24 protein-coding genes are annotated in these 21,425 nt (G+C 38.9%); 19 read left to right on the top strand and 5 right to left on the bottom strand.

The window, feature by feature from the left end; translation table 11 throughout:
* Window positions 1-13: 13 nt before the first annotated feature.
* Both ABVM50_RS02775 and ABVM50_RS02770 read right to left on the bottom strand, forming a co-directional pair.
* Complete coding sequence (locus ABVM50_RS02775) at window positions 14-2,080, bottom strand: M16 family metallopeptidase (protein WP_405199859.1); 2,067 nt, start codon at window positions 2,078-2,080, stop codon at window positions 14-16.
* Window positions 2,081-2,100: 20 nt separating this feature from the next.
* Window positions 2,101-3,423, bottom strand: a complete 1,323-nt coding sequence (locus ABVM50_RS02770; RefSeq protein ID WP_405199858.1) for a M16 family metallopeptidase — start codon at window positions 3,421-3,423, stop codon at window positions 2,101-2,103.
* A gap of 166 nt (window positions 3,424-3,589) precedes the next feature.
* Between ABVM50_RS02770 and ABVM50_RS02765 the strand changes: the two genes are divergently transcribed.
* The 4 genes from ABVM50_RS02765 (at window position 3,590) to ABVM50_RS02750 (ending at window position 5,345) form a co-directional block, all read left to right on the top strand.
* Window positions 3,590-4,054: a DUF4199 domain-containing protein gene (locus ABVM50_RS02765; protein WP_141878997.1), complete on the top strand. Its 465-nt coding sequence runs from the start codon at window positions 3,590-3,592 to the stop codon at window positions 4,052-4,054.
* 116 nt (window positions 4,055-4,170) lie between these two features.
* The gene (gene rplU / locus ABVM50_RS02760) at window positions 4,171-4,662 is read left to right on the top strand and encodes a 50S ribosomal protein L21 (RefSeq protein ID WP_141878996.1); all 492 of its coding nucleotides are present in this window, start codon (window positions 4,171-4,173) and stop codon (window positions 4,660-4,662) included.
* 25 nt (window positions 4,663-4,687) lie between these two features.
* On the top strand, window positions 4,688-4,948 hold the full coding sequence (rpmA, locus tag ABVM50_RS02755) for a 50S ribosomal protein L27 (RefSeq protein WP_141878995.1): 261 nt from the start codon (window positions 4,688-4,690) through the stop codon (window positions 4,946-4,948).
* Between the two features lie 103 nt (window positions 4,949-5,051).
* Window positions 5,052-5,345 carry a TIGR03643 family protein gene (locus tag ABVM50_RS02750; RefSeq protein WP_405199857.1) on the top strand — a complete coding sequence of 98 codons (294 nt, stop codon included), beginning with the start codon at window positions 5,052-5,054 and terminating at the stop codon, window positions 5,343-5,345.
* 72 nt (window positions 5,346-5,417) lie between these two features.
* Here the strand turns inward: ABVM50_RS02750 and ABVM50_RS02745 are convergent, their stop codons facing one another.
* Window positions 5,418-6,647, bottom strand: coding sequence for an LVIVD repeat-containing protein (locus tag ABVM50_RS02745; protein ID WP_405199856.1), 1,230 nt, complete (start codon window positions 6,645-6,647; stop codon window positions 5,418-5,420).
* Window positions 6,648-6,791: 144 nt separating this feature from the next.
* Here ABVM50_RS02745 and miaB point away from each other — a divergent pair, with 144 nt between their 5' ends.
* From miaB to groL, 7 genes are all read left to right on the top strand, one after another.
* Complete coding sequence (gene miaB / locus ABVM50_RS02740) at window positions 6,792-8,237, top strand: tRNA (N6-isopentenyl adenosine(37)-C2)-methylthiotransferase MiaB (protein ID WP_405199855.1); 1,446 nt, start codon at window positions 6,792-6,794, stop codon at window positions 8,235-8,237.
* Between the two features lie 61 nt (window positions 8,238-8,298).
* Window positions 8,299-9,564, top strand: a complete 1,266-nt coding sequence (locus tag ABVM50_RS02735; RefSeq protein WP_405199854.1) for a sigma-54 interaction domain-containing protein — start codon at window positions 8,299-8,301, stop codon at window positions 9,562-9,564.
* Window positions 9,565-9,567: 3 nt separating this feature from the next.
* Window positions 9,568-10,074 carry an LptE family protein gene (lptE, locus tag ABVM50_RS02730; RefSeq protein WP_141878988.1) on the top strand — a complete coding sequence of 169 codons (507 nt, stop codon included), beginning with the start codon at window positions 9,568-9,570 and terminating at the stop codon, window positions 10,072-10,074.
* A complete protein-coding gene (locus tag ABVM50_RS02725) occupies window positions 10,074-10,946 on the top strand; it encodes a hypothetical protein (RefSeq protein ID WP_405199853.1) in 873 nt (290 codons plus the stop codon). Before lptE ends, ABVM50_RS02725 begins: the two co-directional genes overlap by 1 nt.
* A gap of 2 nt (window positions 10,947-10,948) precedes the next feature.
* Window positions 10,949-11,281: a preprotein translocase subunit SecG gene (gene secG / locus ABVM50_RS02720; protein ID WP_141878986.1), complete on the top strand. Its 333-nt coding sequence runs from the start codon at window positions 10,949-10,951 to the stop codon at window positions 11,279-11,281.
* 150 nt (window positions 11,282-11,431) lie between these two features.
* On the top strand, window positions 11,432-11,707 hold the full coding sequence (groES, locus tag ABVM50_RS02715; protein WP_405199852.1) for a co-chaperone GroES: 276 nt from the start codon (window positions 11,432-11,434) through the stop codon (window positions 11,705-11,707).
* A 99-nt stretch (window positions 11,708-11,806) separates the two neighbouring features.
* Entirely contained in the window at window positions 11,807-13,444 is a 1,638-nt protein-coding gene (groL, locus tag ABVM50_RS02710; RefSeq protein ID WP_141878984.1) for a chaperonin GroEL, read from the top strand.
* Window positions 13,445-13,494: 50 nt separating this feature from the next.
* Here the strand turns inward: groL and ABVM50_RS02705 are convergent, their stop codons facing one another.
* On the bottom strand, window positions 13,495-13,968 hold the full coding sequence (locus ABVM50_RS02705; protein ID WP_405199851.1) for an SRPBCC domain-containing protein: 474 nt from the start codon (window positions 13,966-13,968) through the stop codon (window positions 13,495-13,497).
* 76 nt (window positions 13,969-14,044) lie between these two features.
* Here ABVM50_RS02705 and ABVM50_RS02700 point away from each other — a divergent pair, with 76 nt between their 5' ends.
* On the top strand, window positions 14,045-15,526 hold the full coding sequence (locus ABVM50_RS02700; protein ID WP_405199850.1) for an SLC13 family permease: 1,482 nt from the start codon (window positions 14,045-14,047) through the stop codon (window positions 15,524-15,526).
* Here ABVM50_RS02700 and ABVM50_RS02695 read toward each other — a convergent pair.
* Window positions 15,523-16,563 carry an AraC family transcriptional regulator gene (locus tag ABVM50_RS02695; protein ID WP_141878981.1) on the bottom strand — a complete coding sequence of 347 codons (1,041 nt, stop codon included), beginning with the start codon at window positions 16,561-16,563 and terminating at the stop codon, window positions 15,523-15,525. The genes ABVM50_RS02700 and ABVM50_RS02695 overlap by 4 nt on opposite strands.
* 296 nt (window positions 16,564-16,859) lie before the next feature.
* Here ABVM50_RS02695 and ABVM50_RS02690 point away from each other — a divergent pair, with 296 nt between their 5' ends.
* The 7 genes from ABVM50_RS02690 (at window position 16,860) to arsM (ending at window position 21,420) form a co-directional block, all read left to right on the top strand.
* The gene (locus ABVM50_RS02690) at window positions 16,860-17,036 is read left to right on the top strand and encodes a hypothetical protein (RefSeq protein ID WP_405199849.1); all 177 of its coding nucleotides are present in this window, start codon (window positions 16,860-16,862) and stop codon (window positions 17,034-17,036) included.
* A 63-nt stretch (window positions 17,037-17,099) separates the two neighbouring features.
* Window positions 17,100-17,435 (top strand): arsenosugar biosynthesis-associated peroxidase-like protein, encoded by a 336-nt coding sequence (locus tag ABVM50_RS02685; protein ID WP_141878980.1) that lies wholly within the window; start codon window positions 17,100-17,102, stop codon window positions 17,433-17,435.
* A gap of 44 nt (window positions 17,436-17,479) precedes the next feature.
* The gene (gene arsS, locus ABVM50_RS02680) at window positions 17,480-18,535 is read left to right on the top strand and encodes an arsenosugar biosynthesis radical SAM (seleno)protein ArsS (protein ID WP_405199848.1); all 1,056 of its coding nucleotides are present in this window, start codon (window positions 17,480-17,482) and stop codon (window positions 18,533-18,535) included.
* A gap of 1 nt (window position 18,536) precedes the next feature.
* Entirely contained in the window at window positions 18,537-19,034 is a 498-nt protein-coding gene (locus ABVM50_RS02675; protein ID WP_405199847.1) for a rhodanese-like domain-containing protein, read from the top strand.
* Window positions 19,035-19,649: a TIGR04282 family arsenosugar biosynthesis glycosyltransferase gene (locus ABVM50_RS02670; RefSeq protein WP_405199846.1), complete on the top strand. Its 615-nt coding sequence runs from the start codon at window positions 19,035-19,037 to the stop codon at window positions 19,647-19,649.
* Complete coding sequence (locus ABVM50_RS02665) at window positions 19,639-20,451, top strand: purine-nucleoside phosphorylase (RefSeq protein WP_405199845.1); 813 nt, start codon at window positions 19,639-19,641, stop codon at window positions 20,449-20,451. The genes ABVM50_RS02670 and ABVM50_RS02665 overlap by 11 nt, the downstream gene beginning before the upstream one ends.
* Entirely contained in the window at window positions 20,452-21,420 is a 969-nt protein-coding gene (gene arsM / locus ABVM50_RS02660; RefSeq protein WP_405199844.1) for an arsenosugar biosynthesis arsenite methyltransferase ArsM, read from the top strand.
* Window positions 21,421-21,425 lie beyond the last annotated feature (5 nt).

The following is a 21,425-nucleotide window of genomic DNA, read 5'->3' as shown; positions in this document are numbered from 1 at the left end:
TCAGAAGAAATAATTATTCTACAGAGAAATCTGCATCTTCTACTCCTTCGTTCACCATAATTTCTGAAACTTTAAATTCAAAAGATTGTGGTCCCATACTTTGCGAGATAGTGAAAGGAAATTTCACTCCTTTTACTTCCTGGTAATCACCGTAACCAGTTGGAATGCTCATTGTCTGGCCTCCCTGGCTAACTGTTTTCACAGACTGTACTTTTAGTCCGCTATCAACTGCATAGTAGTTCTTGGTAGTCTCATCTGCACTTACAACGTAAGCATCTTTACCGTCTACCTGCTCGATTCCTTCGATTTTAGCTTCACCAACAGTTAATTCTGGAAAAGCATCAGCATCAGTTTTTGCAGCTTTGATCTGGTCTTCGTTGTATGGCATTTTCTGCCCCATCTGCATTACAAAACCTGTCTCACCGTTAAATACCTGCTTGCTTACAACCTGACCACCCATAGTTACTTCCTGGCTTAATTTTCCAGCAGAAGTTCTTGTCATGTCAAGTCCAAGTTCTCTACCCTGAACATTTGCACTAGCGATCATTTTTACAGTTTCGATACCTTCAACTGCCTCACGACCACCAATAGCTTCAATATACTTGTTGTATACCTTGTCAACGCTCATATCAGCATCAACTTGTTTTTGCTCTGGCTTTTCAGTTTTCTCACCAAATCTGTTATAATAATTGATCGGGTAAGTTTTACCTTTATAGGTCATCTTTTCAAGATTCTCCAAAACATCAGCACCTTTACCAGCGATCACGATTCTTGAATTATCTGCAAGGAAATACTTCTTTGCAACACGTTGAACGTCTGCTTTAGTAACCTTGTCGATTCTCTCAAGATACTCTTCGTAAAAATCATCATTAAGATCTTCAGTCTCTATTTCCATAGCGAAATTAGCGATAGTAGAAGGCTGCTCTAGTGAAAGCACGAAATCTCCAGTGATCTTAGCCTTGGCATTTGCCAGTTCCTGATCTGTTACCATTTCGTTTCTCATTTTGTAAACCTCGTCCAGGAATGCTACTACAGAGCTATCTGTAACTTCATTTCTTACACTTGCACTGGCTACGAAAGTTGAAGCATATTTATCATTCCCGGTGCTTGAGTAAGCTCCATAAGTATAACCTTTGTCCTCACGAAGGTTAAGGAATAATCTTGCTTCACCACCACCACCAAGAATCTTGTTAGCTACAAGAACCGGGAAGTAGTCATCATCCTTTTTCTTAAGGTTGATCGTATTTACAAGAGCGATTTCAGATTGTACAGCGTTTGGCATATCAACAAAGTTGATCTCTGTTTGCTTTACATTAGATACTGCAGGCATTTTAGCTTCCGGAGTCGCTTTACCTGTCCATGAAGAAAAGTTCTTTTTTACAAGATCTTTTACGTCATCTTCATCTACATCTCCAACAACTACCAGGTAAGCGTTCTTTGGAGAGAACCATGTATTATAGTAAGACTTTACATCTTCCAGTTTTACTGCGTTTACAGTTTCTTCTGTAGAGAATTCACCGTAAGGGTGATCTTTACCATAAGCTAATGCAGAGCGAACTCTACGAGCGTTGTAAGAAACATCCTTTTCGCTGCTCTTAAGACCGTCGATAGTTCTTGCTTTAGACTTATCGAACTCTTCCTGAGTAAATTCTGCATTGATCATCCCGTCTGCCATTAAAGCAAGTACGTCAGGGAAGTATTTAGATAGTGTATTTGCATTCGCACCACCAGCGTAGAAATTTAAACGTGCACCAAGGAAATCAACTTTTTCATTGAATTCATCTTTAGACATGTTCTTAGTTCCGGTTCCAATCAGGTCACCGGCAATTCCGGAAACACCTGCTTTAGCACCTTCGGCGTGTGGAGCATTGTCAAATCTTAGAGACAAGGCAACTCGTGGTAATTTGTTATTTTCCACGATCATTACCTGCATTCCATTATCAAGCTTGAAAGTTTCAGGTTCGTCCACATTTACTTTTGGAGCAGGACCCGGTTCGGGCATCTGGCTACGGTCGATCTGAGCTGAAACTCCAACTGTTAGCGTTGCAAACGCTGCCAGAGTTAGTATATTTTTTCTCATTGTTTTCAATTTTTTAATTATTATTCCGGCTGTTCGCTGGCTGGTAAATACTCAAGCACTACTCTTTGGTTAGGCTTTAGGTATTCTGAAGCAACTCTTTTGATGTCTTCTCTAGTGATATTTCTGTAAATATCGATTTGATCGTTGATAAGATCAGTGTCTCCATAAAGAAGGTAGTTTCTTGCAAGAGAGTTTGCAATACCAGAGATACTGGAATTTGAGTTTACGTAGTTGTTCTCTGCTTTGTTCTGCAGCTTCTGAAAATCTTTTTCAGTAATAAGTTCACTTCTTAATTTAGCGATCTCTTCTTCGATCTCGGTATTTAAAGTCTCCAGTTCTGTTTCTCCCTGAGGAATACTGAAGATAAGGTACATCCCGTAATCTTCCTGTTCCAGGTTGAATGCTCCCACCTGAAGTGCCTGCTTCTGCTCATCTACCAGTTTTTTGTAAAGCTTCGAGCTGTTGCCGTCACTAAGGTAGTCAGAGATCATATTTAGTACATAAGAATCCTTTTCAGTAAAAGCCGGAGTTCTGTATCCAATTACTGAAGCTGGGATCTGGATGTTTGAGTCATAAGACTTCGCATTGATCTGCTCTGTGATTGGCTCTTCTTTCGGGAAATCTCTCGTTACATCTTCTCCTGAAGGAATTGGACCAAAGTAATCCTTGATCATTTTTTTAGTCTCATCGATCTTGATATCACCAGCAACTACCAATACAGCATTGTTAGGTACGTAATACTTGTCGAAGTAAGCTTTGAACTCATCTAAAGTAGCCGCATCAAGATCTTCCATATAGCCAATGTTCGGATCCTTGTAAGGATGATTTTCGAACATATTCTCCTGCATAGCTGGTAATAAGTTACCATAAGGAGAGTTATCCATACGCAATCTTCTTTCTTCTTTTACCACTTCATTCTGAGTGTCAACACCTTTTTGTTTAATAATAGGGTGTAGCATTCTTTCAGATTCCATCCACAATCCTAATTCAAGGTTGTTTGAAGGGAATACTTCGTAGTAATAAGTTCTGTCCTGGCTGGTATTAGCATTGTTGCTACCACCATTTGAACTAACTATTTCGAACCACTTTCCATTTGGAATGTTCTCGGTTCCTTCAAATAACAGGTGCTCAAAAAAGTGAGCCATCCCGGTTCTTCCGTCTTCACGGTCTTTTCCACCAACGTGGTACATCACAGATGTGGTTACAACAGGAGCAGAGTTATCCTTGTGCAGGATCACATGCAGCCCATTGTCTAAATCATACTCAGTAAATTCTACTTCCTGAGCAAATCCTACGATTCCAATCAAGAAAAAGCAGAATAACAGTCCTAGTTTGTTAATCATTTTTTTAAGGTTTTTTCAATTGCCATTATTAGTTTGTATACCTCTGAAATTGTTACATTAAAATCAGCTTATTATCGAGATTGTGCGAAATGTGTTAAAATTAACAAGCTATTAAGGCAATAAACGCCGTAATTTTAGGAAATTTACGTTTAAAACCAACTTTGCTATGGGTAAATTCAGTATTCCTATTAAATACGGTGTGGCTGTTGCCGCCGGTCTTATTGCTTATTTTTTAATTCTTTCATTATTCGATGCTCACAATCAGCCAATTTATAGTTTATTCAACGGGGTGATTATGGCCTACGGGATGTTTGAGGCTGTAAAGCATTACAGACTTCATAAAGGAAATAAATTTAAATATCAGAAGGGCTTTATGGCCAGTTTGCTAACGGGCTTTAATGCAACCATTATATTTACGATCTTCTTTGGCGTTTATTCTACGGAAATTAATCCAGGTTTTTTAGATGATCTAATTACGGTTTGGATTACAGATTACAATACCAGTATAGGTGTGGTCTTATTTGTAGTAGCTGTTATGGGATTTGCTACAAGTTTGGTTCTTACCCTGGCATACATGCAATTATTTAAAGATTCATGGAATACCAAGGAAGCGAAGAAGCACACATTATAAACAATTCTGAAAAGGACAAAAACCTTTGTCAATTAATTAATTAGAATTATATTTGCACCCGCTTCCGTGAAAACGTAAGTGATTTTATTAAGTATTTATATAACTAATTATACGCTATGTACGCAATTGTAGAGATAGCAGGGCAGCAATTTAAAGTTGCAAAAGACCAGAGAGTTTATGTGAATCGCCTAGCAGGTAAAGAAGGAGACAGTATCTCTTTTGATAAGGTACTTCTTACTGCAGATGGAGATAGCATTACTGTTGGCGCCCCGGCTATAGAAGGAGCTTTGGTTGGAGCAAAGATCAACCGTCACCTTAAAGGAGACAAAGTAATCGTTTTCAAGAAGAAAAGACGTAAGGGTTACAGAACCAAAAATGGTCACAGACAGGCACTTACTGAAATTCTTATCGAAGGTATCGATCTTAAAGGTGGATCAAAATCCACTTCAGCTAAGAAAGAAGAGCCTAAGAAGGAAACTAAAAAAGAAGAATCTTCAAACGACCTAAGTCAGAATACAGTTGCAGAACTGAGAGAAATGGCTAAAGATAAAGGTGTTGAAGGATATTCTTCAATGAAAAAAGCAGAATTAATTGCTGCATTAAGCTAGTTTAAACTACTAAAAACGAAATAAAATGGCACATAAAAAAGGAGTTGGTAGTTCCAAGAACGGTAGAGAATCAGAATCGAAACGTTTAGGCGTGAAGATCTTTGGTGGACAAGCTGCTGTTGCGGGAAATATTATCGTAAGACAAAGAGGTACTGCTCACCGTCCAGGTGATAACGTATACGCTGGAAAAGATCATACTTTACACGCTAAAGTTGACGGACTAGTGAAATTCACTAAGAAGAAAGATGATAAATCTTATGTTTCTATCGAGCCTTTTCAGGCATAGTTAGATTCAAATTTATATAAGAACCCTCTTCAGAAATGTAGAGGGTTTTTTATTTCCTGTAAATAAATTGTTTAACTTTGTACTTTAAATAGTAAACAGAATTATGATCGCAGAAGAATATGAATTAGATGAGAGGCAGGTAGACCGAATAATCGCTATGGCCTGGGAAGACAGAACTACCTTCGAAGCTATCGAATTTCAATTCGGATTAAAAGAGGAGGAAGTCATTAGGTTCATGCGTGAGCAAATGCATCCCAGAAACTGGAGAAAATGGAGAGCACGCGTTCAGGGTAGAAAGACAAAACACGAGAAGTTAAGAAGTGATGATGTAAGCAGATTCAAAAGTAAGGCTCAGCGTCAAATCACTGGTAATAGGATTAGCAAGAAGAAATATTAGTGGTAAATAATGGGAACAAAAAATCCCCGGGCAGCGGGGATTTTTCAAAAAACCAAACAAAAAAAAGGGTCATCAATTCAAAGAGAATGTACTAATTAAATTAACCTCGTTACCCTTATAGGAATATTGGGATAGTGTATTATCCCCGATCATTAGCAGCTTGTCATCAAGAGGAATGACATCATAGGTGTTAATGTTCGTAAATTGATCTACAAGACTAAGATCGGGGGTGTTTTTAGTATCAAATATTTTCAGGCCTTCATCACCATCGCAAACAAAAAGCCAGTCATCCTTTACGCCTAAGCCAAAGGGATTATTCATTTCGTAGGAATTTACAATTCTTGGATTGTTCTTGTCTGAAACATCCACAACATCCAACTGATTAAAATTTTGTCCGCAATTGTTTCCGCCTCGAATGGTCACGTATGCGTAATTGTCTTTTACTACTACAGGATCACATCCCAATACGTGCTGAAGGAAAGAAACCTGTTGGGGAGACTCCGGGTTCTCTAGATTATAGATATACATTCCAGTCGCACTACCCAGATAAAGATGATCCTGATAATGGAAGATCGTTTCTATATTCCATCCCGCATATTCACTACTTAGTTCAACCGGATTAGAAGGATTGCTAATGTCCACTACAGAGAGTTCGCTCTCTTCAGCTATATAAAGTAATTCTTCATTAATTGTAAACCTGGCCATACTTCCGCCGGTACCAGATCCACCACCATCTGCTTCAGAGAAGAAAGGCTCGTTGACCAGATCACCTCTGGCATATTCTATTTTTCGGGATTCAGTGATATAACCTATAATAACTTCAGTATTGTGATCAAAATTTTCGAAGTCTACGAAACTTACCTGTCCTGGTGGTGGATTACGGTAATAATTAGGGAAAATGTCTTTGACCCTGCCTGCTTCTTTAATAGCATTCATGTCACTAAGATCGAAAACAACCAGGTCCATTCCATTATTTGCATATAGCATATTATTTCTAATGGCCACATCGGTATTTCGCGGGATCTTCAGAAATTGAACTTTTACGGGATTGAATGGGTCGGTATTATTGATGATGTGAACACCTTCGTTTTTGTCATTGACAAATATATAATTCTGCCAGGCGTAGATCTTTCCCGATTCTTTGATTTCCCGGGGAGCCTGAATTTCTACGGAAGCACGAAAATCAGCGATGGACTGAGTTATGGGTACTGCAACTGTAGTGAACTCATCATCACTATCCTCCTCACAGGAAGTGAAGAGGAAAAGTGGTGATAGTAGTAACACAAAAAGTAAATTTTTCATGTGTAATTGTGGTTAGGTATCTCTTAGATGCTATACTTTCTAAAAGGTTGCGTAAGATTTAAGAAAATTTTTTCTGTCACTTTGTCAGAACTCTGTTTAGTTCTATCTTTGCGATTCTAAAAACCCGGAGGTTAGTATAGATTTATGGAGAAGACAATAGATGAGAAAAAGCAAGGGAACTCTTTAGTCATGGAGCCTAAGCCTGAAAATACCCGGAAACTTTTTATTGAAAGTTTTGGATGCGCAATGAACTTCAGTGATTCAGAAATAGTTGCTTCCATTCTTAGTAAAGAGGGTTTTAATACTACCCAAAAGTTGGAAGAGGCAGATCTTGTTCTGGTAAATACCTGTTCGATTCGGGATAAAGCGGAGCAAACTGTTAGAAAAAGACTGGAAAAATACAATGCTGTCAAAAGAATAAACCCGGGAATGAAAGTGGGAGTGCTGGGCTGTATGGCAGAGCGTCTTAAAAGTAAATTCCTGGAAGAAGAGAAGATCGTAGATATGGTCGTAGGGCCAGATGCTTATAAGGATCTTCCAAATCTTGTGAGTGAAGTAGAAGAAGGACGAAGTGCGATGAACGTTCTTCTAAGTAAGGAGGAAACTTACGGAGATATTTCTCCAGTACGTTTGCAAAGTAACGGCGTTTCAGCATTTGTATCCATTACCCGCGGTTGTGATAATATGTGTACATTTTGCGTGGTACCATTTACCCGCGGTCGCGAACGTAGTCGTGATCCTCAAAGTATTCTTGAAGAGGTGAACGATCTGGCAACGAAAGGTTTCAAAGAAATTACTTTATTAGGTCAGAATGTAGATAGTTATCTATGGTATGGTGGCGGACTCAAAAAAGACTTTAAAAATGCTACTGAAATTCAAAAGGCGACGGCAACAGATTTCTCGCAGCTTCTGAAACTTGTTGCAGAAGCACATCCCAAAATGAGAATCAGGTTTTCTACTTCCAATCCACAGGATATGACGCTGGACGTGATCAAGATGGTAGCAAAATATCCTAATATCTGTAACTACATACATTTACCGGTACAATCTGGAAGTAACCGAATTTTAAAGGCGATGAACAGGCTGCATACCCGTGAAGAATATTTCGAGCTTATTAGAAAGATCAGGGAGATGATCCCGAATTGCGGGATTTCTCAGGATATGATTACCGGTTTTCCAACGGAAACCGAAGAAGATCATCAGGATACTTTATCCCTAATGGAGAAAATTACATATGATTTCGGCTTTATGTATGCTTATTCTGAAAGACCCGGGACCATGGCTGAAAGAAAGCTGAAAGATGATGTGCCACATGAGGTGAAGAAAAGACGCCTTCAGGAGATCGTAGATCTTCAGCAGAAGCATAGTAAACAAAGGACAAAACGTTTTCTGGGTGAAATTACCGAAGTACTGATCGAAAGAGAATCCAAAAAATCTGATCAACACTGGAGTGGTAGAAATTCACAAAATACCGTGGTGGTATTTGACAAGCAAAATTATAAAATTGGTGATTTTGTAAATGTAAAAATAAAGGACTGTACCAGTGCTACTCTTATAGGGGAGCCAGTGGGATATAGTGATAATAATTAACGAGAATAATGACGTTCTTCTCACTTGTACTGAAGAATGTCTAATAATACTGAAGTTTTAAATGGAATCAGTTCAGGCAATTAAACAGCGATTTGGAATTATTGGAGACGATCCAAAGCTTAATCGTGCGGTAGAAAAGGCAATTCAGGTTGCGCCAACAGATATTTCAGTACTTGTTACCGGAGAAAGTGGTGTAGGTAAGGAAAGTATTCCGAAGATCATTCATGCGCTTTCTCATCGTAAACACGGTAAGTATATCGCAGTGAACTGTGGAGCAATTCCCGAAGGAACTATCGATAGTGAACTGTTCGGACACGAAAAAGGTGCATTTACCGGTGCGACTCAAACCCGAAGTGGTTATTTCGAGGTAGCCGATGGTGGAACCATATTTCTTGATGAAGTGGGGGAGTTGCCATTGCCAACGCAGGTAAGATTGCTTCGTGTGCTGGAAAATGGTGAATTTATAAAAGTGGGTTCCTCAAAAGTTCAGAAAACCGATGTTCGTATCGTAGCTGCTACAAATATCAATATGTTCGAAAACATCAAAAAGGACAAATTCCGCGAGGATCTCTATTACCGTTTAAGCACGGTGGAAATTGCATTGCCGCCGTTAAGGGAAAGAAAAGGTGATATTCATCTGCTTTTCAGGAAATTTGCTTCAGATTTTGGATTGAAATACAAGATGCCCACGATCAAACTTGATGATGAAGCTGTGGCTTTGTTATTAAAATATCGCTGGGGAGGAAATATTCGGCAGTTGCGAAATATTGCAGAACAGGTTTCCGTTCTGGAACAGAAGAGAAATATTAGCGGCGATGAACTAAGGCAATATCTTCCGGATATTGGCAGCAATCTACCAGCAGTCATTTCAGATAAGAAGAAGGAAGGAGATTTTAGCAATGAGAGAGAGATCCTTTACAAGGTGCTTTTCGATATGAAAAGTGACCTGAACGATTTGAAGAAGTTAACGCTGAAGTTGATGCAGGAGGGAGACAGCAAGCAGGTTCAGGATGACAATGAAGGTCTTATCGAAAAGATCTACGGGAATAGCGGTGATGATATTGATGAAGCTGATATTGATGAAGATGAGCTGAATGTGCTGCAAATTCCGCAACAGAATTCTTCATCACCAAGTCAGGAAGAAAAGGATAAGTATTATTTTGCTGAAGAAATTGAAGAGGAAGAAACACTTTCGCTTCAGGACAAAGAGTTGGAGCTTATCAAAAAGTCGCTGGAAAGACACAGTGGGAAGCGCAAGGCTGCAGCAGAAGAATTAGGAATAAGTGAACGAACTTTATATCGAAAGATCAAACAATACAATCTATAATTAATGACAAGATTTCTTAGCATTATCACGGTATTACTGGTGAGTTTGAGCTTATCTTCCTGTATGTCATATTCTTTTACGGGAGCTGACACTGGAGACGCCGAAACATTTCAGGTAAATTTCTTCCAGAATAATGCAGATCTTGTGGAACCGGGAATAGACCGTGCATTTACCATCTCTTTGCAGGACCTTATTCAGAATCAAACAAGTTTGAGTCTTACCAATACCAATGGGGATTTGATCTTTGAAGGTGAAATCACACAGTTTTATGTGTCGCCAATGTCTGCAACTGCTGAAAATACCGCTGCGCAAAGTAGACTGACTATTGCGGTAAACGTTCGTTATTACAATACACTGGAACCGGAAAAGGATTTTGAAAAGCGTTTTTCTTTCTATTATGATTATCCGGCACAGCAACAATTGATCGGGGCAAACCTGGAGACGGCACTGGACGAGATATATACGAGAATTACGCAGGATATTTTTAACGCAGCGCTTACCGACTGGTAATGGAAAAAAAAGCACTCATCGATTTATTAAATTCTCCTGCGGAAATTACTAAAGAACAAACGCGGGAACTGGAAATTTTGCTTGAGAAAGCACCCTATTTCCAGGCGGGTCGTGCTATAAGACTGAAGGGACTTAAAGAACATCAGGAATTCAGTTACAACTCAGCATTGAAAAAAACCGCGGCCTATACCACAGACCGTGATATTCTTTTTGATTTTATTACTTCTGAAGAATTTAATCAAAACACGATTGCGAGACAGATCAGGCAGCAGGAAGACCGACTGAAGGAAATGACGGTCTACGAACATGAAGAAGTTCATGGAAGACGAAGCATAGATCTGGATGATGCGATCAAAATGAAGCAGTCTGAATCTGAACGCGTTATGGATCCTGCATTGTTCGAACGTGCGCAGTTGGAGGATACTTCAGATAATGCGATAACTAATGAATCTTCCGAAGAAGAGAACCTGGAGATTGGAAAACCTCTGGAGTTTGATCAAAAGGAATCTCATTCATTTTCTGAATGGTTAAAATTAACCAAGGCAGAACCTGTAGATAGAGAAAACGAGGCAGAAGAACCTGAAAACGAAGATCGCCAGAGAAAATTTGATCTTATTGAAGAGTTTATTGCTAAAAATCCTAAGATCAAACCGGTAAAATCTGTTTCCAAAAACAATCTTGCTGAAGATTCTATGACCAGCCAGGAGTCGCTGATGACAGAGACTTTAGCGCGTGTTTACCTCGAACAGAAGAACTATAAAAAAGCCATTCAGGCATATAAAATATTAATTTTGAAAAATCCCGAAAAAAGTGGTTTCTTTGCAGACCAAATTCGGGCAATAGAAAAATTACAAGACACTAATAACGATTAAGAATGAGCACATTCACTATATTTTTAGCTTTAATAATTATCGTAGCATTTTTGCTGGTAGTTGTGATCATGGTTCAAAACCCTAAGGGTGGAGGACTATCTTCTTCTTTTGGTGGCGGAGGTCAGCAAGTTGGAGGGGTTAAAAAAACTGGAGACTTTTTAGATAAAAGTACCTGGACACTTGCAACTTTATTGCTTGTTTTGATCCTGCTTTCTAACGTAGCTATTATGGATAAGCCAGCCGAAGCTGGAACAAGGGTTTTCGAAAGTGACGAACCTGTAAATACTGAAATGCCTGCAGCTCAACCAGCAACTCAAACTGACAATGAGCAGTAGATAAGATACTCAACAACATTTTAAAATGCCAGCTTATGACAAGCTGGCATTTTTTTTTGCCTTATGGCAGAGAAATAGAGCTGGCATAATTTTAGAAATATGTCTCCCGTATTTGAAAAATTAATTAACCTAATAATAAAATTTAATAAAATGGGACTAAACATTAAGCCACTTTCAGACAGGGTTGTAATTGAGCCTGTTGCTGCAGAAAACAAGACTGCTTCTGGTATCATTATTCCTGAGACAGCTAAAGAAAAACCTCAAAAAGGTAATGTTGTAGCTGTTGGTGGAGGTACCAAAGATCATGATATGACAGTTAAAGAAGGTGATACAGTTCTTTACGGTAAGTATGCCGGAACAGAGCTAAAACTTGAAGGAACAGATTACCTGATCATGAGGGAAGATGATATACTAGCAATAGTATAAGTTTCACTTCAATTTTCTGGCAACCGCTGGAATTTATAATCAAAAATTAATTAACCAATTATTCTGTAGTCTAACTATAGAAAATTAAAAATAATAGAAATGGCAAAAGATATAAAATTTGACATTCAGGCTCGTAATGGGATCAAACGTGGAGTTGATGCATTGGCGAACGCTGTAAAAGTAACTTTAGGACCTAAAGGTCGTAACGTAATTATCAGTAAATCTTTCGGGGCACCAACTGTAACTAAAGATGGTGTAACTGTAGCAAAAGAAATCGAACTTGAGGATCCTTTAGAAAACATGGGAGCTCAGATGGTGAAGGAAGTTGCTTCCAAAACCAATGATCTTGCTGGTGATGGTACTACTACTGCTACTGTTCTAGCTCAGGCTATCGTGCAGGAAGGTTTGAAGAACGTTGCTGCAGGTGCAAACCCAATGGATCTTAAACGTGGTATCGACAAAGCTGTTGAATCTCTTACTGCAGATCTTGCAAAGCAAACTAAAGAAGTAGGTGACTCTTCAGAAAAAATCAAGCAGGTTGCATCGATTTCTGCTAACAATGATGATGTTATTGGTGATTTGATCGCTCAGGCATTCGGAAAAGTTGGAAAAGAAGGTGTAATCACTGTAGAAGAAGCTAAAGGAACAGAGACTTATGTTGATGTTGTGGAAGGAATGCAGTTCGATAGGGGATATTTATCTCCTTATTTCGTAACGAATTCTGAGAAAATGACGGCAGATCTTGAAGATCCATATATCCTTCTTTTTGACAAGAAGATCTCTTCAATGAAAGATCTACTTCCAGTATTGGAGCCAGTAGCTCAGTCTGGAAAACCTCTATTGATTATTGCTGAAGATGTTGATGGTGAAGCTCTTGCTACACTGGTAGTTAACAAACTTCGTGGATCATTAAAAATCGCTGCAGTGAAAGCTCCAGGATTTGGTGACCGTAGAAAAGCAATGCTAGAAGATATTGCTATCCTTACTGGTGGTACTGTGATTTCTGAAGAAAGAGGATTTACTTTAGAGAATGCTACTATCGATATGTTGGGTACTGCTGAAAAAGTAGCGATCGACAAGGATAATACTACAATCGTAAACGGAGCTGGAAATAATGATGATATCCAGAGCAGAGTAAACCAGATCAAATCTCAGATCGAGTCTACTACTTCAGATTATGATAGAGAAAAGCTTCAGGAGCGTCTGGCTAAATTAGCTGGTGGTGTTGCAGTACTTTACGTAGGTGCAGCTTCAGAAGTTGAAATGAAAGAAAAGAAAGACAGAGTAGATGATGCACTTCATGCAACCAGAGCGGCTGTAGAAGAAGGTATTGTTGCTGGTGGTGGTGTTGCGTTAGTTAGAGCTCAGGCTGTACTAAGCAAAATCAAAACTGAAAATGCTGATGAAGCGACTGGAGTACAGATCGTTTCTAAAGCTATCGAATCTCCACTAAGAACTATCGTGCAAAATGCTGGTGGTGAAGGTTCAGTAGTGATCAACAAAGTATTAGAAGGTAAGAATGACTTCGGTTATGATGCCAAAACAGATACTTACGTAGACATGCTCAAAGCTGGTATAATTGATCCTAAGAAAGTAACAAGAGTAGCATTGGAAAATGCAGCTTCAGTTGCTGGAATGATCCTTACAACCGAATGTGCGCTTATCGATCTTCCAGAAGACAATGCTGGAGGTGGAATGCCACAAGGAATGGGCGGCGGTATGCCAGGAATGATGTAATCATCAATTCATATAATTAGAAAACCTGGCAATTTGCCGGGTTTTTTTATTTATGGTTTTTGATCATTTCGTAAGAATTCAAAAGCGCCTTTCCTTAGATTGATCCCATATTCAAGATAGGCTTTGAGACAGACCAGAAAATTTGCCCAACCTTCCGAGTTTCTGCCGAGCCAGGCAATCCCTTCAGCGTCATTTTGCATTCCTTCTTCTGCAACTGAAACCAATGTTTGATTTTTTTCAACTTTAGTAAGTGCGATAGTCACCGTGGTAATGTGATTCTCGGCACCTTCCCAGGTTAGTATTATAATTTCGGGATGTTCTACTTTAAGCACTTCAATAGAAAACTCAACGAAATTGAATTCCGGGAATTTCCAGATGATCTGCTTGCCAGCTTCAAGATCTGAACTTGCTTCAGAAATGAAAAATCTGCTTAATTTCGTCCTGTCCGTTAAAGCATTGAATACCTCCTCCCTGCTTTTAGAAACCTGAATCTTTATTCTAATGGTTAAATTCTCTGGATTCATTTTAAACTGTTTTTATCCCTTTCGTTTAAGATTTCAATGAAAGAAAATATTCTATATCTTCATCTTTTTGAAAGATATGAATTCCAGATTTAAATTAATAGCGCTAGTAGCCGGGCCACTTCTTTTTGTCGTTTTGCAATTGTTGGGAGCACCCAATTCAATGCCTGATGCAGCATTTGATGTTCTATGCATAACTTTATGGATGGCGATCTGGTGGGTTTCTGAAGCAATTCCAATTGCGGTAACAGCTCTATTACCAATTATCCTTTTTCCTTTAACCGGAGCGGTAAGTATAGAGGATACAACCGCAGCTTTTGGTCATAAATATGTCTTCCTGTACTTAGGTGGATTCATACTCGCGGTGGCTATCGAAAGATGGGATTTACATAGAAGGATCGCACTAAGTATCATTCAGTTGATAGGTGCAGATATTAAAATGATCATTTTAGGTTTTATGGTGGCTACGGCATTTCTTTCCATGTGGATTAGCAATACTGCTACTTCAGTAATGATGCTGCCCATTGGAACTGCAATAATTAGTCAGTTAAAAGACAATCCGGCAAGTGAGGAAAATGAAAATACAATTTTTGGAAAAGCGCTAATGTTAGCTATTGCTTACAGTGCTTCTATAGGTGGCGTTGCAACACTCATTGGAACTCCTCCAAACCTGGTATTTGCTGGAATCGTAGAAGAAATATATGGGATAGAAATCAGCTTTACCAAATGGATCATTCTGGGCTTACCAGTTTCGATCATTTTGCTTTTTATTTGTTGGAAGTACCTTACCAGTAAAGCTTTTAGTTTCACACAAACTGAATTTCCAGGAGGGAAGGCAGAGATCGACCGACTCAAAGCAGAACTGGGAAACATGAGTATTCAGGAGAAAAGAGTTTTAGTAGTTTTTGCTATTACTGCATTTTCCTGGATTAGCAGAAGCTATCTTATTCAGCCATTTTTGCCCTTAATAGACGATACAATTATCGCGATGATCGCGGCTGTAGCGCTGTTTCTAATCCCTGCAAGTAAGGCGAAAAGAAAACTGGTTACCTGGGAAGAGGCGGTGAAAATTCCCTGGGGAATCATTTTATTGTTTGGTGGTGGTATGGCACTTGCAAAAGGTTTTGGGGAAAGCGGTCTGGCAATCTGGATAGGAGAGCAATTAACGAATCTTGAAAATTTACCATTATTGTTACTGGTAGTAGTATTGATTGCCGCGGTAAATTTTCTTACCGAAGTCACCTCAAATCTTGCCACCACGGCTATGTTGCTGCCAATACTTGCATCGATGGCTATTGCGTTGAATCTACATCCCTATTTCTTGATGGTTGGAGCTACTCTGGCAGCATCCTGTGCTTTTATGCTTCCTGTGGCAACTCCGCCTAATGCAGTGGTATTTGGTTCGGGTTATCTTAGAATTCCGGATATGATAAAAACAGGTGTCTGGATGAATATAGTAAGCATAATTTTGCTCAGCCTGATAGTTTATTTTCTACTGCCGTATTTATGGAATTTTGATCCGGAGGTAATTCCGCAGAAATTTTTAGGAAATGGATCCTAGTTTTCTTCGAATTCCTCTTCTTTCATACTTGCCTTGGTTTGCAGGAAATATTTAGGGCTTACTCCATACTTTTCTTTAAATATTTTGGAAAAGTAACTACGATTGTTGAGTCCGATAGACGTTACAATTTCTGAGATGTTCTTTTCTGAAAGTTTAAGCATTTCCTTGGCAGCTTCTAACTTGATATGCTGCATATATTTATTTACAGTAAGATCGTAGACATATTTAAAGCCTTCCTGAAGTTTATTTACATTAGTTCCAGCCTCTTTCGCCAGGGTTTCTACGGAAAGATTTGTGCTAAGATCACCCTGGATTCTTTTGGCAACATAATTCACCTTTTCAATATCAGACTTTCTTAAGATCTTTGGCAGGTTCTCGCCATTCTCGTCATCCTGATACTGGTCTATCTGTATGGTGAGCATTTCAAATGCTTTGCCTTCCAGAAACAGGTTGCGTAGAAACCCTGTAAAATCTTTGGTATTAATCTCATCCATTAAGTCTGCCGACTTAATACTATAATTCCCCTGGTAGAAAAATTGCTTTTTCGAAACTGCGTCTTTAAATAGCTCCTTCAAGGTTGGATCAAGATCTTTAAAATCATAATTGGAACGATGAGCAAAAACAGATCTAATGATTTCCAGGCTCGATACATGGGTTTGGACATCCTTTTTAAAATATAGGATATGTCCATCATATCCACTGCTGCTCACTACAATGTTCTGATAGGTGTCTATGCTGTGTTCATCATCACTGTGCTGAAAGCAATGGCTAATACTTCCTTCAGAACAGAAAATAAATTTTAAAGGGTGTACGGTATTTAGAGAAAAATGAATTTCAACATCCTGTGAAAACTTACAATTGTAGGTGATATAGCCCATCCCGGAGTCAAAACTAATTCCTCGAATAGTACCTTCACCATACTCTGAAGGAATTTCGACTAGAAGTTCCCCGCTACGATTTTGCACATCTGCATCCAGCGATTGTGCTATGTTTTGCACAATTTCATTAACCGGTAGCGTTTGAACATCAATTCTCATAATAATACAGCTGAATTATTTCGCCTAATAAGATAGGCTTTTTACAATTAAAAATCTTAAAATCTTGGGTTGTAAAGTTAAAGCTTGTGTGAAAAAATTAAGAATTTCTATAAAAGAAACTGTCAATAGAGATAATGGTAATGCGAAAAACGTTAGTGTTTCGGGGTGTTTCCAAAGCATGGCTAAAATTTAGAGCTATTGGCGGAAATTAATTCAAATTGAAAATCTTTGTTAAATATATATCGTTAATTCATTTCAGTAAGAATTTGCTTTATTTTTCAGTAAAAACCATCAATATGAATCAAGATAAAGATAGATCCTCGCCTGTACCTAAGGAAGATCGTGATAGTGAACAAAAAGTAAATCAATCTACCGAGACCAGAACTGAGAATTCCAGCTCAAAAATGTGGATCGTGATCGCAATAGTAGCTGTATTTTTACTTATTATTCTGTCTATAACCGGAGTTCTATAGTTTAAAACTGTAGCTTCGTTTTTTTCGTAATTATAAGTATTAACGCACATAAGTATAAAATAGATGGCTAAGAATTATTATGATCCGGCAGACCTTAGAAAATTTGGAGAGATTACTGAATGGAGTGAAGAGCTTGGAAACAAGTTTTTTGACTACTACGGTAAAGTGTTCGAAGAAGGAGCTCTCTCTGCCCGTGAAAAGTCATTGATCGCCCTTGCGGTAGCGCATGTTGTAAAATGTCCTTATTGTATTGATGCATATACCAAGGATGGATTACAACGTGGTATTACCAAGGAAGAGATGATGGAAGCCGTTCATGCTGGTGCCGCCATTGAAAGTGGAGCAACCCTTGTGCATGGTGTGCAGATGATGAATAAATACAAAAAGCTAAGTATGTAAGTTTTTTCTGAATTGAAGAACTAAACATACGTAGAAACAACTATATGATCACAAAATCCCTGAAGGCGCGTAAGGATGATCTTTCAAGCCCTAAGAACCAGTTAGAATTTTTAAGCGAAGGCATATTTGAAGAAGGCGAACTCCCGTATTTCCGGGATAAGATCGCAGAAACTCATGACCTGCCATTCAAACCCAAAAAACTCGAAATACTACAGTTGAATCTTGGTTACATGTGTAATCAGGTTTGTTCGCATTGCCATGTAGATGCCGGTCCCGATCGTAAGGAGATCATGACGGTAGAAACCATGAAGCAATGTCTGGAAGTGATCAAGAATACCGGAGCCCATACGCTGGACCTTACTGGTGGTGCCCCTGAAATGAATCCGAATTTTAGATGGTTTGTGGAAGAAGCCGCTAAAGCCGGAATCAAGGATTTCATTGTTAGATCAAACCTAACAATCATTCTCGCCAACAAGAAGTATCACGACCTACCGGAATTCTTTAAGAAACACAATGTCCACGTGGTTTCGTCACTCCCATTCTATAAAAGAGAAAAAACCGATAAGCAAAGAGGTAGTGGTGTTTTTGACAAATCAATCAAGGCACTTCAAATGTTAAACGCAGTAGGTTACGCGCAGGAAGGCACAGGTTTAAAACTGGATCTGGTCTATAATCCATCCGGAGCATTTTTACCAACAGATCAACAGGCGATGGAACAGGACTTTAAAAAAGCTCTAAAAGAAGATTTCAATATCGATTTTGGCAGTCTGTTCGCAATTACAAATTTACCCATAAGCCGATTCCTTGAATACCTTATAGCTTCTGAAAATTATGAAGATTATATGTATGCGCTGGTAGAAGCTTATAATCCTGCAGCCGTTGAAAATGTGATGTGTACCAATACGATCTCCATTAGTTGGGATGGCTGGTTATACGATTGTGATTTCAACCAGATGCTGGAACTAAAAGTAAATTCAAAAGTGCAGCATATTAGTGAATACAACGAAGATATTTTAAATAATCGAAATATTATCATTTCACAACATTGCTACGGTTGTACTGCTGGAGCAGGAAGTAGTTGCCAGGGAACAGTAGCTTAATATGAAATTACAGGGAATCATTTTCAGTTTAATTTTTTTCATTGGAACTTCCGGGTTTAGTCAAAACGCATTGGATGATCTATTGCAAAAATACAATTCTGGCGATGTTCCATATACTTCCGTAGAGCAACTGCGTATGGATCAATTAAATGATGAGGTGGTCATCCTGGATGCAAGGGAAAGCAATGAATACGAAACCAGTCATCTTGATGGATCAAAATTTATAGGATATAATAATCTTGATCTTAGCGTTTTGGATTCCATTACCAGGGATAAACAGATCGTTGTCTACTGTTCAGTAGGAATTAGATCAGAGAACATAGCCAAAAAGATTCAGGATTTAGGATTTGAGGATGTAAAAAATCTATACGGAGGAATTTTTGAATGGAAAAATACCGGCTATCCTGTTTATGACAATAAAGGCACGGAAACCGAAAAGGTTCATACTTTTTCAAAACACTGGTCGAAATATCTTAAAAACGGAGAAAAAATTTACTAGGTGTCAAAAGAAAATCTGCTAATCATATTTACAAAAAATCCTGTTCTCGGAAAGGTAAAAACCAGGCTGGCCAAAGGAGTAGGAGATAAGAAAGCTCTTGAAATTTATAAATTTCTGCTGAAGCATACGAAAGATATAACCGGTAAACTCAACGTAAACAAACATGTTTTTTACGCCTGGAATATTGCTGAAAATGATATCTGGGAGGATGGAGGATTTCATAAGAGATTGCAAGTAGAAGGAGATCTGGGAGAGAAAATGGAAGCTGCTTTTAAAGCTGGATTCGACGAGGGCTACAAGAAAATTGTGATTATTGGAAGTGATCTTTACGATCTTGAGGCAACAGAACTTGAAGATGCTTTTGAAGAACTTGAAGCTCACGACTATGTAATTGGACCTGCTGAAGACGGTGGATATTACCTTTTGGGTATGAAATCATTAAATTCAGCTTTATTCATGAACAAAGCCTGGAGTACTTCCAGTGTATTCGAGCAAAGTCTGCAGGATATGCAAGATGGAACTTATAAAGCGCTGCCACTAAAAAACGATATAGATACGCTGGAAGATATCAAAGATCATCCGGCTTTTCAAAAATTAATAAATAATGACAGATAGAATAAACGAATCGGTAGATTATTTGAAATCCAAAGGATTCGGTGAACCCGAGGTTGGGATCATATTAGGTACAGGTTTAGGTAAACTACTGGACGATGTAGAAATTGAAGTAACCGCCAGTTACAATCACATCCCATATTTTCCAACTGCCACAGTGGAATTTCACAAGGGGAAACTGATTTTTGGAACCCTGGCAGGAAAAAAAGTGGTCATCATGCAGGGGAGATTCCACCTGTACGAAGGTTACAGTCTGTTTGATGTTACATTCCCGGTAAGAGTAATGAAACGTTTGGGGATGAAACGTTTGCTGGTTTCCAATGCTTCCGGAGCGATCAATTTAGATTACGATAAAGGTGAGTTGATGCTTATCGATGACCATATTAATCTTCAGGGTGGTTCGCCACTGGCTTTTCATGGCGTTGAACATTTGGGAGAACGATTTGTGGACATGAGCGAGCCTTATGACAGATCTATGAACGATCAATTCGAGAAAACCGCAAAAGAGCTGAATATTACTTTGCATAAAGGTGTATATGCTTCGGTATTGGGACCTCAACTGGAAACCAGAGCAGAATACCGTTATTTAAAAATGATCGGTGCGGATGCTGTTGGAATGAGTACAGTGCCTGAAGTGATCGTTGCCAACCACTTGGGGATTCCGGTTTCAGCAATTTCTGTGATCACAGATAAAGGGGATCCGGATAATCTTGAAAAAGTAGATATTCAGGAAATTCTGGCAATGGCTGCCAAAGCAGAACCAGATATGGTTAAATTATTTAAAGAATTACTTAAGAAATTATAAATGAGTTATTTAGAGATTACTAAAGACGTTTACCGTGAGGCGGCACTTACACCAGATGTAGGACTTTGCTGCACCACAAACCCGATCTGGGAACTTCCGGGATTAAAGATCCCAAAGATCATGCAGGAGATGAATTACGGTTGTGGTTCCACGGTGCATGCCCGGGATCTGACAAATAATCCGCGTACGCTCTATGTGGGTGTAGGTGGCGGAATGGAACTTTTACAGTTCGCTTATTTTTCCCGAATGAAATCGGGAGTGGTTGGAGTAGATGTGGTAGATGAAATGCTGGAAGCGTCCCGCAAGAACTTTGTGGAGGCAGAAGCGCAGAACCCATGGTTTAAATCTAAATTTGTAGATCTTAGAAAGGGAGATGCTACGGCATTACCGGTTGAGGATAACTCTATAGATGTAGCCGCACAGAACTGTCTTTTCAATATTTTTAAAACTGAAGAGCTTACTCAAGCTTTGAAGGAAATGTACCGGGTATTAAAGCCGCATGGAAGACTTGTAATGAGTGATCCAACCTGTGAGCAGGACATGAATGATGAACTTAGAAATGATGAACGCTTAAGAGCGCTTTGTCTTTCCGGAAGTTTAAGCATCAAGGATTATGTGAAAGCATTGACCGATGCCGGCTTCGGAACTATCGAGATCAGGGCCAGAAAGCCTTATAGAATTCTGGATCCTAAAAATTATCCTACAGATGAATTGATTTATATTGAATCTATTGAAGTAGCCGCGATCAAAGATCCTATGCCTGAAGATGGGCCGTGTATCTTTACCGGAAAAGCTGCGATTTATTATGGAGATGAAGATCATTTTGATGATAAGAAAGGACATATTTTATTGAAGAATCAGCCAATTGCAATTTGTGATAAAACCGCAGGTGCACTGGCAGATCTTGGAAGAGATGATATTTACATTAGTGAGTCCACCTGGCATTACGATGGTGGTGGATGTTGCTAATTAAA

The sequence above is a fragment of the Christiangramia sp. LLG6405-1 genome, from assembly GCF_045055805.1.
In the GTDB taxonomy this organism is placed as follows: Bacteria; Bacteroidota; Bacteroidia; order Flavobacteriales; family Flavobacteriaceae; genus Christiangramia.
This window is presented reverse-complemented; position numbering and strand designations above follow the sequence as displayed.

Coding starts and splice junctions, on each gene's coding strand:
- arsM (WP_405199844.1), top strand. CDS start 20,452: ATGAGTTATTTAGAGATTACTAAAGACGTTTACCGTGAGGCGGCACTT.
- ABVM50_RS02665 (WP_405199845.1), top strand. CDS start 19,639: ATGACAGATAGAATAAACGAATCGGTAGATTATTTGAAATCCAAAGGA.
- ABVM50_RS02700 (WP_405199850.1), top strand. CDS start 14,045: ATGAATTCCAGATTTAAATTAATAGCGCTAGTAGCCGGGCCACTTCTT.
- ABVM50_RS02775 (WP_405199859.1), bottom strand. CDS start 2,080: ATGAGAAAAAATATACTAACTCTGGCAGCGTTTGCAACGCTAACAGTT.
- ABVM50_RS02695 (WP_141878981.1), bottom strand. CDS start 16,563: ATGAGAATTGATGTTCAAACGCTACCGGTTAATGAAATTGTGCAAAAC.
- ABVM50_RS02745 (WP_405199856.1), bottom strand. CDS start 6,647: ATGAAAAATTTACTTTTTGTGTTACTACTATCACCACTTTTCCTCTTC.
- groL (WP_141878984.1), top strand. CDS start 11,807: ATGGCAAAAGATATAAAATTTGACATTCAGGCTCGTAATGGGATCAAA.
- ABVM50_RS02675 (WP_405199847.1), top strand. CDS start 18,537: ATGAAATTACAGGGAATCATTTTCAGTTTAATTTTTTTCATTGGAACT.
- groES (WP_405199852.1), top strand. CDS start 11,432: ATGGGACTAAACATTAAGCCACTTTCAGACAGGGTTGTAATTGAGCCT.
- ABVM50_RS02705 (WP_405199851.1), bottom strand. CDS start 13,968: ATGAATCCAGAGAATTTAACCATTAGAATAAAGATTCAGGTTTCTAAA.
- lptE (WP_141878988.1), top strand. CDS start 9,568: ATGACAAGATTTCTTAGCATTATCACGGTATTACTGGTGAGTTTGAGC.
- ABVM50_RS02750 (WP_405199857.1), top strand. CDS start 5,052: ATGATCGCAGAAGAATATGAATTAGATGAGAGGCAGGTAGACCGAATA.
- ABVM50_RS02725 (WP_405199853.1), top strand. CDS start 10,074: ATGGAAAAAAAAGCACTCATCGATTTATTAAATTCTCCTGCGGAAATT.
- ABVM50_RS02690 (WP_405199849.1), top strand. CDS start 16,860: ATGAATCAAGATAAAGATAGATCCTCGCCTGTACCTAAGGAAGATCGT.
- rpmA (WP_141878995.1), top strand. CDS start 4,688: ATGGCACATAAAAAAGGAGTTGGTAGTTCCAAGAACGGTAGAGAATCA.
- rplU (WP_141878996.1), top strand. CDS start 4,171: ATGTACGCAATTGTAGAGATAGCAGGGCAGCAATTTAAAGTTGCAAAA.
- secG (WP_141878986.1), top strand. CDS start 10,949: ATGAGCACATTCACTATATTTTTAGCTTTAATAATTATCGTAGCATTT.
- ABVM50_RS02770 (WP_405199858.1), bottom strand. CDS start 3,423: ATGATTAACAAACTAGGACTGTTATTCTGCTTTTTCTTGATTGGAATC.
- arsS (WP_405199848.1), top strand. CDS start 17,480: ATGATCACAAAATCCCTGAAGGCGCGTAAGGATGATCTTTCAAGCCCT.
- ABVM50_RS02685 (WP_141878980.1), top strand. CDS start 17,100: ATGGCTAAGAATTATTATGATCCGGCAGACCTTAGAAAATTTGGAGAG.
- ABVM50_RS02765 (WP_141878997.1), top strand. CDS start 3,590: ATGGGTAAATTCAGTATTCCTATTAAATACGGTGTGGCTGTTGCCGCC.
- ABVM50_RS02735 (WP_405199854.1), top strand. CDS start 8,299: ATGGAATCAGTTCAGGCAATTAAACAGCGATTTGGAATTATTGGAGAC.
- miaB (WP_405199855.1), top strand. CDS start 6,792: ATGGAGAAGACAATAGATGAGAAAAAGCAAGGGAACTCTTTAGTCATG.